A 13,625-nucleotide genomic window follows, 5' to 3' on the forward strand; every position below is an offset into this window, starting at 1 on the left:
GTGGTGGGGCGTGACATTTCGGTGGAACCACCCTGGTCGATGGCCACGTCCACGATCACCGCACCCTTCTTCATCAGGGGCAGGTGCTCACGGCGAATCAGTTGCGGGGCTTTCGCGCCGGGGATCAGCACGCATGAGATGACGAGGTCGGCGCGCTCCAGCCACGTCTCGATCGCCGCCGAGGTGGACTGGATGATCTGCACCGAGTTGTTGAACATGGCGTTGAGCTCGATGATGCGGTCCGGGTTGGTCTCCAGGATCGATACGCGTGCACCCGTCCCAATAGCCATCTGGGCCGCCTGAGTACCTACGGCACCGCCACCGACGATCACTATCTCCGCAGCTTCCGTCCCCGGCACACCACCAAGTAGCTTCCCAGCGCCACCGTTGGTTGCCTTCAGGCAGGTCGCGCCCTCCTGGATGGCGAGGCGACCAGCCACATAAGACATGGGAGCCAGAAGCGGGAGGTCTTTGCCGCTGGGGCCCACCACGGTCTCGTACGCAATGGCGGTGACATGAGAGTCCGCCAACGCCTTGGTCAGCGTCGAGTCGGCCGCCAGGTGCAGGTAGGCGAAGAGAATAAGGTCCTCGCGGAAGTACTGGAACTCTTCCTCGATCGGTTCCTTGACTTTGACGATCATGTCCGCCCGCTGCCATACCTCAGCAGCATTGTCGACGATCTCCGCCCCAACCTCCGCGTACTCACTGTCCGGGAAGTTGGACGCCGCGCCCGCACCCGATTCAACCAGTACCGTGTGCCCGTCTTCGATATAGGAGCGCACAGAGTCCGGGGTGAGCCCCACGCGGGACTCATTGCTTTTCAGTTCGCGGACGGTTCCGACGATCATCTCTGATTCACCTTTCAATAGAAGATGGGTGTCATACTAATAGATGAGATGTGTTGGGTCGGGGGGTTTCGTCGTTAAGCACCCTAAGTGGCATTCCACCTATTCTTAGAGGGAACCCTTTGAGATCCAGAATGCGTTGGTGAATTTTCATGAGTACCCAAAAGATTGTCGTCGTTGGTTCGATCAATGCGGACCTGACCACCCGTGTGGCGCGCCATCCCAACCCAGGGGAGACGCTGATGGGCACCGGAGGGCGCTTCTCTGCAGGTGGAAAGGGCGCGAACCAGGCCGTCGCTGCCGGCTTGTTGGGGGCCGATGTCACTATGGTCGGCGCCGTCGGTAATGATCCCCAAGCGCAGGCAGCGCTCCAGCACTTTGAGCGTGCAGGCATCGACCAGTCATCCATCATGATCACCGACCTGCCGACGGGTCTGGCCGTGATCACCGTGTCCGACGATGGCGAAAACACGATCATCGTGGTGCCCGGAGCGAACTCCGCGGTGACGCGCGAGAATCTTCAACCCAGTATGGAACTTATCGCAGCGGCCGATATTGTGCTGCTGCAAGGCGAGATCCCCGCCTCCGGTTTCGACGCGACGGTAGATGCTGCCCGTGGGCGCGTCATCGTCAACCTAGCTCCCGTGGTGCCGGTGGGCCGCGAACAACTACTGCTGGCAGACCCGCTGATGGCCAATGAGCACGAAGCGGCACTGGTCCTGGAACAGCTCGGGGCGAAGGCAGATTCGGATCACCCCCACGTTTTGGCGAAGGCGCTTCTAGAGCAGGGCTTCCCGTCGGTCGTGCTCACCTTGGGCGCGGCAGGCGCGCTGGTGGCGACGAAGGAAGGCCTGGTCGACATTCCGACACCCACGGTGGATGCGGTCGACACCACCGGTGCCGGGGATGCTTTCGCAGGCGCCTTTGCCACCCGCCTCGCCGAAGGCGACGACCTCGTGGCCGCCGCCCACTTCGCCGCGCGTGTGGGGGCCGCGGCAACGCTGCGCGACGGGGCCCAGGATTCCTACCCAAGCGCAGGCGAGCCGCTGCCGGAGGTTCTTTAAGCACGTTTCTGCGGTGCGGCGAGCCCGCAGCTAGGCGGTGAACCTAGAGCTCCAGGTCGACCATGCGACCGTGGTTGAACTTGGCTTGATCTCCGACTCCACGCAATGAGTACTCCAGCGCCTGCATGTCTGTGGGGATGAAGCCCGATAGACCGCTGACGCCATAGTCTGAGAACACCGGAGCCAGTGGAACTGAGGGCCCCACCAAGACCGTGTGTACGTTTCCGGCCCGCGCTAGCTCGAGCAGGCGGGGCAGTGTCTTGTTCACCAGGGGGGAACCGGTGATGAACAGATAGTCTGCGCCAGGAATCACGTACTCGGCTGCGGAATCGGGATAATCTCCTGGCTGCGGGGCGCGTTCCAAGATGATTAGCTCCCCGGCGCCGGCGAGTTCATCTTCCATGCCTGGAAAATGGCCAACGACGACTACGCGTTTCCCTGCAAGCTGCGGTGCATAGCTGACAAACGCGGTCTCCAGCCCGGAGCGTGGGCGCGGGTGTCCCACCTGATGTGCCCTATCGGGGTGGTTATACCAAGCGTTGATAGCTGCGACACCATAAGAAGCCTCCTGGAAGTTCCAGGAATGGCACAGCAAGGCAACGTCGTGAAGCGAGGCATCTTGCAGTGTGCCCTTCCATGTTCCCGGGCGGGTGGCGCTGGGAGTGTAGAGGGCCATGCCGAAGCCACCGTCGCTTGTGCGTACGCGCGACCACTGGGGCCCTTGCGCGTAGTCCGTCACCGTGACGTCGTGCGGGATGCCGGCGATCAGGTCGTCGTAAAGCGCAGAGGGATTAGGCATTCTGGCTCGCCCGCGTGGAGTTGGCAAGGAGTTCGTCGAGTTCCTCGTCGCTAAGGTGATAGCGGTACATCAGGTCGAAGAACCCGCGCACGTGAGAATCCACGTCCACGTCGTAGACGTCGGGGTAGAGCAGGTTGCCTAGCCATGGGATACCGATCAGGCGGTTTGGTCCTGGTGGGCGGCCGATCCAGTTATATGGAGTCTGTGGGACTTCATAGATGCGGTCATTTTGTACGGCGGAGAGTGCCTGCCAGGCGGGGTCGGCGCGCAGGGTATCGATGTCGGCGCCACGTCCGGTAAGGATCACGTCTGGATCCCATGCCAGGAGCTGTTCCAAGGACACAGTTCCGCCGCCACGCTGCTCTTCGACCTCATCTTTTCCGACCAGGATTTCACCGCCAACAGCATCGATGATCTCCGAGTGAATGGTGTCGGCTACCACGGTCGAAAGGCCGTCTTCGTCTTCGGCGACATAGACGGTGGTGCGCTCCTCTGGAAGCTCCTCAGCCTTGTCCTCAACCAATGCCAAGTACTGCTCGGCCATAGCCGCGAGTTCTTCGCCGCGTGCCTCTTCACCCATCACATCCGCCACTTCGCGGAAGGCCTGTGCGGAGTTCTCAAGGTGGCCGTCGATGATGAGGATGGGGATGCCAATCTGTTCCTGCAACTCATCGGTCTGGGCTTTGTATTCTTCATCCCACATGCCCACGTCGACGATCAGCTCTGGCTCCGCGGCCATGAGAGCCTCGCGATTGAAGTCGCCCTGTGAGTTATACAGGCGGCCATACTCGGGCAGGTTCATGAACTCTTCGTCGATGATGCCCTGCGCCGATTCCGAAGGCGAGTCCGACAGCCCCACGACGCGATCCGGCGCCATCGCATACAACATGATGTTCGCCAGCGGACCACCCGATGCAACACGAGTGACCGTCGCGGGAATCTCCACGGTCCGCCCTGATGAATCAGTGAAGCTGCGTGTACCTTCTTGAGCCTCGGCGCTTGTCGACGAGGCCGCCGACGATTCTTGTGTCGTCTCTGGGGCTGGCTGCGTTGAGTCCCCGCTGCATCCAGCTACTGCCAGCGCCACCGACAGCGGAAGCGCCACCAAAAGCTTTCTCATTGTGTCTCCTTAGTTTGGGGTGTTGTTCGGGATGCAGTTATATCCGGGTAACACACCACGGTGGGTGTCTCCGGGATTCTGTGGACTGCCACGTCTGTGGAATAGATGCGCGAGATGTGGGCGGCAGTCAAGATCTCTGTCGGGGCACCCAACTGGATGTCGTCGGCAAGCACCGTAAGGACGCGGTCGGCGAACCAAAAAGCGTGTTCGGGGGCGTGTGTAATCATGACGATGGTGTAGCCTTCGTCGGCAAGCGCGCGCACGACGTTGAGCATGCGTAGCGTATTCCCGTAATCCAGATGGGCGGAAGGTTCGTCGAGCATGAGGATCGGCGCCCGTTGAACAAGGGCACGCGCAATAAGCACCAGCTGGCGCTCCCCACCGGAGAGGCGAGTGTAATCGCGGCTGGCCAGTTCGCCGACGCCTACTTGATCTAGGGCTGCCTGCGCGAGCGCTCGGTGCTCTTCTTTCGGCGAGGACCATTCGTGAAGGTGTGGATTCACCCCCATGACCACAACATCCTCGACTGAAAATGGAAACGGCGGGCTATGGGCCTGGGGCACATAGGCAATCGTGCGTGCCAGCTGCTTCGGGCTGAGCTTGTGGATGTTGCGGCCGGCGACAGAGACCTGGCCGCCGAGGAGGGGAATGAGCCCCAGAATACTTTTGAAAAGAGTAGTTTTACCCACGCCATTGGGGCCAAGGACGGCGAGTACTTCGCCAGGTTGTGTTGTGAGTGTGACCGGCGGGGCTAGGGCAGTGTTGTAGCCTACGACTGCCTTGTTGACCTGAAGCGTCAGTGTCATTGCACAAAGCCCCGCTTCCCGCGCAGGAGCAAGAGGAAGAAGAACGGCGCGCCGACCATCGCGGTGATGATCCCCAGCGGAATTTCCACGGTCAACAGATTGCGCGCGACTGTATCCACTCCCACCATGAAAGCCGCACCGAGCAGCGCTGATGCTGGCAACACCCGGTGATAGGAAGCGCCGACGAGTAGGCGTGCGAAGTGCGGTACGACGAGGCCAACCCACCCGATATTGCCAGCTACTGACACTGCCTGCGAAGCCAAAAGAGTGGCGCCGGCGACGAAGCCCCACCGATATAGCGTGGTGTGGACGCCCATCATCCGAGCTTCGTCTTCACCCATTGCTAGCACATTTAGCTTCCACCGGAAGATCAGAAGTGCCGCGATCACTGGCAGAAATACCCGGAGCACCGAGACATCCGACATGCGGATTGAGGCCAAGGACCCCATCAGCCAAAAAGTGATCGCAGGAAGCTGGGTCTCCGTATCGGCGAGGAATTGGGTCAATGATGTCAGTGCGGAAAACAGCGAACTGACCAACATGCCACACAAGATGAGGGTGACCGTGGAATTCAAACCCCTGCCGACGACTCTGTGCATAAGGGCGACTAACCCGACGGCGGCCAGACCTGCGCCGAACGCCAGTGACTGAATACCGACGGCAGAAGCGCCCATGAGAATCGAGGCCGCTGCGCCAAAGCTTGCCCCACTGGTCGCGCCCAAAATATTGGGACTGACTACTGGGTTTCTAAAAAGACCTTGGAAGACAGCGCCAGAAACCGCAAGCCCTGCGCCGACGGCAAGCCCGACGACGATTCGGGGGAGACGGACCTCCACGATCGCGAGGTGCGCGGGGCTCATGGGCTCCCCGCTGAACTTGGCATTGATTGCCGCCCTAAGTTCATCAATCCCGACCGGATACCGGCCGAACTGCAAAGACCCCAACGCGACAACCACCGGCAAAAGTATGAGCACGAAACCGGAAATGATATGGCGCAGTCTCGTTTGTTTTGTGCTCACACATGCTTAAACTAGCCGAGGGGGCGTGATTGCACAAGCGTGTACTATCAAATGTATTGGGCGCATATGAGTGGCAGCGGGGGCTATTTCCGCTCAGGTGCATGGTGTCGCGGTGTGTGCAGGGCTGCCTGGGCTTCGGGATTCGGCTGTGGATAGGGCGCCCCCGAGGGGCGTGCTTGTCAATTTGGTTTTGCCGATCGGCTTTTAACGCGTTGATTTATGATGCCGTGTTCAGTCTTGCTGAGTTTCGGGGTCGTGGCATGGTTGTGGCTTGACTAGCGCACTTCCTAGACTGTGTAAGACTTCCTGTCGCCTAGGTTGGGTCGAGGAACTTTATTTGACGGGCGTATATCTTAGTAAATTATTATATTTCAGAAATCTTCTCCAGTGTTAGACACTGCGATTGACCAGCGTGTTTTGTGGGCTTCGTGTCCGTTTCTCGGTGGCGTTCCAGGTGGGCGCATCTAGATGAGAATTGCCTTAATTTATTGCATGCTTCTCTTAGCCTGTTCTAGCCTTCGTTAGCTGCCTGTTGCGAGCTGAGGGGACGGAAGGGGATTTCTATCGCAGGGGTGCGGCTCCTTCTTGGGAGGTGCACCGCGCAGTTATCGTTCACCATGCCGACGGCATAGCACCACTCAAGGAGAATTAGTTGTTTCTCGGCCGTTTGACCACAGTCGTGGCGTTGTTTACCGCCATTTCACTGTCCCCACCCATTGTCCTGGCCCAGGACGTAGATGCTGGCGTTCCCGCAGGGACTCAAGAAGCCCAAGTGGAAGCTGGTGGCGCTCCAGAGGGAGATGCCCCCGGAAAGACCATTGGCATCCCCGCAGATATTGAATTTCGTAACTCCAATACCGAAAATCCAGTCACTGACTTTGATGCCGAAAAGTCTATTCTGACCCTGGACAAACAGTGGGCTGAGACCAACGGGGTGACCGAAGGTTCTATCCTGGCAGTGGGGCGTTCCCCAATCTTCCCGGAAGGTTTGTTGGTGTGGGCGGATAAGATCGCCGACTCTACTGACGGACAACTGGATATTACTACCCGGCCAGCACGACTTAATGAGGTCATGGCTGGATTGGGGGACGAGGCACAGGCTGAGATCGCAGGTCAGTCGCTAACTGGTGTGGCAGATGGCGTGTTCGGTTCGGTAGCAGGAGATGATATTGCAGAATCATCCCAGGCATCCAACGATGGAGTTGTTGTTGGTCAGTCCGAAATTCCTGATTCAGCAGTAGCCGTCAACGGTGAGAAGGAAGATCTTGACCGTTCAAACACTAGCGACGTAGAAATCTACCAGCCAGTAGGCGAGCAGTTTAAGTTGTCCTTCAAACGGCAAATCACCAAGGATTCCTGTGATGACGGGACGTTCGACTATGAGGGGGCTTCGCTTGAGTCTCGCCCCACCAGTTGTGAATTCCACGGTGAGGGTGTCCTTGACGCCGATTTCGAGATTGCTGTTAACGCTGAGGCCGCTCTCACTTTGGACACAGAAGGCCTGCTGATCAACGAGTTCTCTGTCTTAGGAAATAGTGGCGTGAGTGGTCACGCTGATGTGTCTGTCACGGATGCCATCTGGGGGCGTCTTGAGTGGCAGGTAGCAGATCTGACCTTTCCTTTCGTTGCCATGGCCGGCCCTGTCCCTCTAACTATTAATGTCACCGTACGTCCCACAGTCTTCCTCGAGGTCGATGCTGACGGTAATGCCCGTGCTTCCATCGGCAACCTCGATGTTTCCTACTCGGACGTCGGGCTCTACTACTCCACCCGCGACGGATTTGAGTTCCATCAGGGTGAACCCCACTTTGAATCTTCGCCACCAGAATTGACAGGTTCTGCAGCACTTCGCTCGGCGGTCGGTGTGGACCCGCGCACCGGTGTAAACCTAGTGGGCCTCGTCGGCGTCGACACGTCAGTCGGAACCCAGGTAGCGACAGGATTCGTCGCTGACCCTGAAAACCCGGTATGCACCATCGAGGTCGGCATGCAAGGCTTGATTGGGCTCTCCGAGATCGCTTTGTCAAAGATCCCGTTCATCGGTTGGCTGCTGGGCGGTTTGGAAGAACCGCTGAACAAGCTGATCCGCGAAAACGCCTACTATCGCTGGGCATATCCAAACCTCTACTCTTCGCCAAACCTGTGCGCCACCAACCCGATTTCAGTTGGAGACCAAGTCTGGATTGACAGCAACAAAGACGGGGTGATGGATGAGGGCGAACCGCCGCTTGAAGGCGCTACCGTTACACTCCTCCGAGGCGTTGATGCCAGCGTGGCGGACCGCCCAGGATCTGATGAGTACCTCAACGCTGTCGTTGCTACTACTGTGACAGACGCGGAGGGTAAGTATTTCTTCGATGAAGACCCAGCTTTCGAAGGCACCGCTGAAGGCGAGCACAAGGGCATGCTGATGCCGGCGCACTACACCGTCGTCGTGGACCCACCGACTCCAGGCGGTGAGGCGGATTATCAGTACGCCGACGTTGCCCCGCACGGCTTCAAAGCAACAAAGAATTACGTAGCCAAGGATGTATTCAACCGCACTTTGGAAGACCTTCAACGTGACTCGGGCGGAAAATATGCCTGGAATACCGATAATTACTCGGCGCTGATGGACGGTACCCGCTACCAGGATCGTGGCGCAGCTAACCCCGTATTGGTTGATAGCGAAATGACTCCGGAGGAAGCTCACGAGGCTCGGCTGACAAGTTTGCGCGCGTACCAGGCGGAGCTGGCAGCTACTAATGGGTACAACGACACCGTCGATTTTGGTTTCATTCCAGCCAACGCCTCTATTGGCCGTGCATCAAGGGTCACCGGAAAGGCCTATATTGCTAGTGAATCCGTTCGCCAGCTCCCGGCTGGAGCAACGCAGGGAGAGCTCAACTGGCTGACTCAAGGTACTGGTGTCGCCGGCGCTGAAATCTCCTTCAAGCCGCTGCGTCTAGAAAGCCCGTCCGGCCGAATGGAGCCAGTAGAACCAGGCGAGGATGAGCCACACATTGTCCGCACTGATGTCGCTGGTCGTTTCACGGAGATGCTACCTAACGGTGTCTACGAGGCAAGCATCAAGTCGCTTCCTGAAGGCTATGAACTCATCGAGGGTGCACCAACCACCGTTGAAGTAGAAGTGTCGGCAAACACCTCGGCAAATCTGCTGCAACCCGACAAGTATTGGGTCAACTTCGGCGTTTCCGGAACCCCCAACTCGATCGAGCTGATGACGTACATTGACACCGATAACAACGGCACATTCGGTTCCGACGACATTGCAATTCCCGGTGCTGAGTTCTCCGTCAAGCACATGGCCACACCCATTGCTGGATTCCTAGCAGCTGAGAACGGCGTCGCTGCCAGCTCGCTGCCGAATTCCAAGGGGTTGGTGCCGTGGACACTGACGGCCTTCGCACCGGCAGGACGTACTTTCACTGACAGTGCCACTCACGCTCTTGGCAAGAACACCTGCACCCTTGTCAAGGAAGGCACACAGGTGGAGTGCAAGATTCGAGCAAGAGATGGTGGAGTATTTTCTGACGGCAACAAGGAGGATGCAGTCGCGAGTGCTGCATTTGCCATCCAGCCAACAGACGAAGAAAGTACTGACACCGGTGGTGGATTCTTCAGCAGGCTCTTTAACTAACGCCCTTGCCTTATGGCTGTCGCCGGCGACTAGCCAGTACGAGTAACTCCAAGGGCGCGCGTCGCCGGAAAAGTGGAACTGCTCCCCACGGAATGGACTGAGAGATCAGGCACCAATCCGTGGGGAGCAGTTTTTGTTATCTGCTACCTAGGCAGGGCATTCATCCACCCTGCTCAGAATCAGAGCGACCTTGCAGTCTTTGTCACGTCGAAACTGTCCTATCTGGGTGCACAATCGCAGATTGGTACCCCATCGGCGGTCAGCGTGATCGTCCAAGGGTGGGGGACTAGTGGCGAAAGTGGGGTAGTGGCACAAAAGTGTAGACAGGAATCTTCCGTACGTGCGTACATGTATACATTAATGCGCCAACTTTAAGTTTTGAGGCGAAAATCACACTTTGACGTGATTGTAAAAGATAATAAATTCTTTTAGCGTTTTATTTCCACAAAAAGTCTCTGAGCTGCAGGCTTTGGAATGCCTGTGTGGTGGACGTGGGATGGGGGAAGCTTCCCGTTGAATGTATTTCACCCACTCCACTTTCGATAGTTGTCCTTACAGGCTAGGTTTGATGTCATTATAATTAATCTGGTTTCTCAGACAATAAATAATTTTCTCATCAGTCCTGCTCATCATGTGCATCAGCCCAACCCGAGCTCGTGCACATAGGCGAGGCCACACGACACCTTCGTAGGAGGAGGTTTCCCGATGACAACGGTCCTTATCTCTAACTGCCCCACGTTAAGGCGGCTGCTCCAGCGCATCACCCCTCACGAAACGACACACACCTACGGCTCGCTAGCGGCGGCGCCGAAGCGGGTTGTCCACGACGCGTCCACCGTCGTCTTCGATGAATCCACAGCCAGCTTCATGGAACTCTATGCGTACAAAGACGCCGTAGGCCCTCGCCAAAAACTGGTGGTTTTGACCGAAAAATGCATCAGCCTGATCCGTTGCTTCGAACGCGCCACAGTCATGTCCTATCCCATCAGCGCCAGCGCCCTGCAGGATCAGCTTCGTTCACAGGAGGAGATCCATGCTTAATACCTCCACCGTGTTTTATGCAGCGGACGTCCTGCTCCTTCTCCTGCTCTTGCTGTGCGTCTACCTCTTCATCAACAACGCGCGCGCCAGGGCGGCACAGGATCGCAAAAACAACTTCCTCGACCGCGCAAGAGGCCCCTTCACCCAGGCTATCTTCGACGGCACGCCGCCCGACATCACATTGAACACAAGCGAAGAAGTCAGATGGGCCATCGAGTTTTTTCTGTCCTGCTACAACGACTACGAGGATCCCACCATCCGCACTCGCTTGAGCACGCTTGCCGACGAGCTGTTCACCACCGAGCTGGCCACTCAACTGGCATCACGGCGTGCCGCCACGCGCCAGTACGCGCTGGTCGTGACCTACCAGTTGGGCATGAGCACGCTTGACGACAAGGTGGCCGCGATCAATCCACGGACACACCTTGAAGAAGCTCTCACCGCCGCAATCCGGGGAACCCCTGCTATCGGCTCCGCCGAGGCAGAACGGCTCGAAAAAATCCTCAGTGGCTCGTCGACAAGCGAAAGGCAGCTCCATGATTAGCGGACTCTCACTCCTGGCCTGGGCAGGGTACTTCCTCGCCGGGTACCTCCTATTAGTGGTGGCGTTTTATTTCATCATGATGATCGTGGCGCTCTACAAAATTAACCGCAACAATCACTACGAACGTCCGATGGATCTGCTGTCCAATAATGACTTCTACAACCTGGGCGTATCCATCCTGGTGCCGGCCTATAACGAAGAAGTGGGGATCATCCACAACGTTTCATCGTTGCTCAACCTGAACTACAAGGCCTACGAAATCATTGTGGTCAATGATGGGTCGACGGACTCGACAGAAAGCCTGCTGATCAATCACTTCGCGATGGAACCCGCAGAACGCACCACTGTGGACCAGGCGATTGCCACCGAGGGCGTCCGCGACGTGTACGTGTCCACGCTGTTTCCCAATCTTAAGCTGGTCAACAAGAACAACGGTGGCAAAGCCGATGCCCTGAACTGTGGCATCAACTACTCCACCATGGACTACGTGTGCACCGTCGACGGTGATTCCGTCCTGGAGAAAGACTCAATTAAAAAGGTCATGCGCCCCTTCGTCCTTGAAGGCAAGCGCGTAGCCGCCGCCGGCGGATCCGTTGAACTGATCAACGACAACGAAGTGATCGACGGTGTGGCTGATAAACGCGTCGAATTCTCCTCCAACCCGTTGGTGGCCATGCAATCCATCGAATATTACCGTTCCTTCCTGATCGGGCGCGTCGCCTTGAGCGAGCACAACCTCATGCTGATCTGCTCCGGCGCTTTCACCGTGTTCGACAAGGAACTACTGATCCACAACGGGGGACTAGCTACCGACGTGATCGGCGAAGACATGGAGATCGTCGTTCGGCTGCAGAAGCAATTGATCGACGACGGCGTCGATAAGCGCATCGTGCACGTGCCCGATGCCATCTGCTACACCGAAGCCCCCGAATCTTTGAAAGTGCTGCACCGCCAGCGGCGACGCTGGCACCAAGGCCTCCTGGAAAGTTTGTGGAGGCACCGTCGCGTCACACTCAACCCGCGCTACGGATCCTTAGGCCTCGTGGCTTACCCGTATTTCATCCTGGCAGAAGCACTCATCCCGCTTATCGAACTATTTGGTTTCGGCTACTTGATCGCCGGCTTTTTCGCCGGGCAGGTTTTCCTCGAGTTCTCCCTCATCCTGGTGGTGTTCTTCCTGCTCTACGCCGGCTTGGTGAACATGATCTCAGTGATGCTCAACGCTTGGCAGCAAGGTAAATATCCGGGGATCTCAGACATGACATATGTGCTGGGGCTGTCGTTCACAGAGGTATTTTGGTACAAGCCGCTCATGCTGATCTGGCGCCTGGAGGGCTACTACCGCTTCTTCACCAAACGCAGTGACTGGGGCGTCATGGAGCGCACCGGCTTTGCCCAGCCACGCCCGGAGGTGGCCTCATGAGGAAACTGCTCTCTTTCATTGCGGTTGCAGCGCTGCTGCTCCTCGTGCCCGTGGTGGTGTGGGGTGTGAAGACGTCGTTTTTCGACCAATCATTAGTGCTTGACAACCGAGAAGACGGCGCGGCGCCGAACAATGGTGCGAACTACTTCTTCAATTACGCGAAGGCCAACCCAGAGCTGGCATCCATCCAGAACGTGGACTATTCCATCGATGAGATGAAACAGTTTGACTCCATGTACGTCTCCACCGAGGACGGCTTCAGGACCACGGTGGACCAGTGGAACCAGGTCAAAGTCAACATCGACCAGAACGATCCGAGCCTGCTTTTTGCCGAATACGGCGTGATCCACAACGCAGAGTCCGCGGACCTATCGCAACTGATCTCACAGGACCTGGGCGTGAACTCGACGAACTGGGCTGGCCTTTACGTGCCCGACTTGGCAGATACCGACAATCCTGCGATCCCGGCCAAGGTGTTTGAAAACATCGGCAGCGAATGGAACTACTCTGGGCCCGGCCTGGTGCTAAACAACAGCAATGAGGAAAAAGCCCAGGTGGTAGAGCTTGCACCGGGGGAGGACGGCGCAGAGGAACTGGCGTTGCAGCCTACCGAGGCAGGCCGCGAATCCGGGTACGACGACGTGCCCGCCCCATACTCCGGTTGGTTCGACATCGTGGAACCCGCCGCCGGCACCGAGGTGCTGTACGCGTTCGATTTTGCGCTTGACGACGAGGCCAAAGCCGCTCTCGCCAAAGAATCCATCCCGGACATAATTCCGGCGGTAACCGTGTCGCGTGAGGGCGCCTCAGACCGTTTCTACCTCGCCGGCTCCTTTAGCCAGGCGGAGGCGATCCCGGAAATTTACCAGGTGCAGGGCATTCAGCACCTGTACTCCTTATTTGAAAGGTTCAGCTCCTCCATCTTCTACTGGAATTCCTTTTTCCCCATCATGAGCCAGAGCGTGAAGTTGCACCAGGAGTTCAGCGAGACAACAGGGGAAGACTTCGCCGTGGCCGACCAGCCGAACCCAGGAGAAGTGTTTTACCCGGCCAGGATGAAGAATGATTCGAACCGCATAGAGGTGAGGGTGGGCGATGAGTTCCGCCCGATGACAATCAAGTGAGGCGGCCTGGGTTGGTCGGAGACTAGGTTTTACCCTAGGAGGACGATCAGCATGGCACGACCCAGCAAGTACGACACCGCCACCCAACAACGCGCGGTACGCATGTACTTCGAACGTCTCGAAGACGGCGACATCTCCAAAGCAGCCGCCCGCCGAGAAATCGGCGAACTACTCGGCGTAAAGGAATCCACCCTGCGCAA

The 13,625-nt window shown here is 57.7% G+C and carries 11 protein-coding genes; 6 read left to right on the forward strand and 5 right to left on the reverse strand.

The features are described 5' to 3' along the window. On the reverse strand, nt 1-848 hold an 848-nt coding region (locus ACHFGA_RS05465; protein ID WP_394281409.1), incomplete at its 3' end, for an alanine dehydrogenase. A 149-nt stretch (nt 849-997) separates the two neighbouring features. Between ACHFGA_RS05465 and ACHFGA_RS05470 the strand changes: the two genes are divergently transcribed. Then, nucleotides 998-1,909 (forward strand): ribokinase, encoded by a 912-nt coding sequence (locus ACHFGA_RS05470; RefSeq protein WP_394281410.1) that lies wholly within the window; start codon nt 998-1,000, stop codon nt 1,907-1,909. Between the two features lie 43 nt (nt 1,910-1,952). Here the strand turns inward: ACHFGA_RS05470 and ACHFGA_RS05475 are convergent, their stop codons facing one another. The 4 genes from ACHFGA_RS05475 to ACHFGA_RS05490 are packed head-to-tail and all read right to left on the reverse strand — an operon-like array spanning nt 1,953 to nt 5,653. Beyond that, nucleotides 1,953-2,708 carry a Rossmann-like domain-containing protein gene (locus tag ACHFGA_RS05475; protein ID WP_394281411.1) on the reverse strand — a complete coding sequence of 252 codons (756 nt, stop codon included), beginning with the start codon at nt 2,706-2,708 and terminating at the stop codon, nt 1,953-1,955. Further along, nucleotides 2,701-3,828, reverse strand: a complete 1,128-nt coding sequence (locus ACHFGA_RS05480; RefSeq protein ID WP_394281412.1) for an ABC transporter substrate-binding protein — start codon at nt 3,826-3,828, stop codon at nt 2,701-2,703. Before ACHFGA_RS05480 ends, ACHFGA_RS05475 begins: the two co-directional genes overlap by 8 nt. After that, nucleotides 3,825-4,634, reverse strand: a complete 810-nt coding sequence (locus ACHFGA_RS05485; protein ID WP_394281413.1) for an ABC transporter ATP-binding protein — start codon at nt 4,632-4,634, stop codon at nt 3,825-3,827. The genes ACHFGA_RS05480 and ACHFGA_RS05485 overlap by 4 nt, the downstream gene beginning before the upstream one ends. After that, nucleotides 4,631-5,653: a FecCD family ABC transporter permease gene (locus ACHFGA_RS05490; protein WP_394281414.1), complete on the reverse strand. Its 1,023-nt coding sequence runs from the start codon at nt 5,651-5,653 to the stop codon at nt 4,631-4,633. Before ACHFGA_RS05490 ends, ACHFGA_RS05485 begins: the two co-directional genes overlap by 4 nt. A 652-nt stretch (nt 5,654-6,305) precedes the next feature. On the opposite strand from ACHFGA_RS05490, the gene ACHFGA_RS05495 reads away from it, so the two are divergent. The 5 genes from ACHFGA_RS05495 to ACHFGA_RS05515 all read left to right on the forward strand — a co-directional run bounded on the left by ACHFGA_RS05495 (nt 6,306) and on the right by ACHFGA_RS05515 (nt 13,425). Beyond that, complete coding sequence (locus ACHFGA_RS05495) at nt 6,306-9,293, forward strand: SdrD B-like domain-containing protein (protein ID WP_394281415.1); 2,988 nt, start codon at nt 6,306-6,308, stop codon at nt 9,291-9,293. A gap of 705 nt (nt 9,294-9,998) precedes the next feature. After that, the gene (locus ACHFGA_RS05500; RefSeq protein WP_394281416.1) at nt 9,999-10,334 is read left to right on the forward strand and encodes a hypothetical protein; all 336 of its coding nucleotides are present in this window, start codon (nt 9,999-10,001) and stop codon (nt 10,332-10,334) included. Then, a complete protein-coding gene (locus ACHFGA_RS05505; RefSeq protein WP_394281417.1) occupies nt 10,327-10,878 on the forward strand; it encodes a hypothetical protein in 552 nt (183 codons plus the stop codon). Before ACHFGA_RS05500 ends, ACHFGA_RS05505 begins: the two co-directional genes overlap by 8 nt. Further along, nucleotides 10,871-12,301, forward strand: coding sequence for a glycosyltransferase family 2 protein (locus tag ACHFGA_RS05510; RefSeq protein WP_394281418.1), 1,431 nt, complete (start codon nt 10,871-10,873; stop codon nt 12,299-12,301). Before ACHFGA_RS05505 ends, ACHFGA_RS05510 begins: the two co-directional genes overlap by 8 nt. Next, on the forward strand, nt 12,298-13,425 hold the full coding sequence (locus ACHFGA_RS05515) for a hypothetical protein (protein WP_394281419.1): 1,128 nt from the start codon (nt 12,298-12,300) through the stop codon (nt 13,423-13,425). Before ACHFGA_RS05510 ends, ACHFGA_RS05515 begins: the two co-directional genes overlap by 4 nt. Nucleotides 13,426-13,625 lie beyond the last annotated feature (200 nt).

Origin of the sequence: Corynebacterium sp., from assembly GCF_043426755.1 — a bacterium.
In the GTDB taxonomy this organism is placed as follows: Bacteria; Actinomycetota; Actinomycetes; order Mycobacteriales; family Mycobacteriaceae; genus Corynebacterium.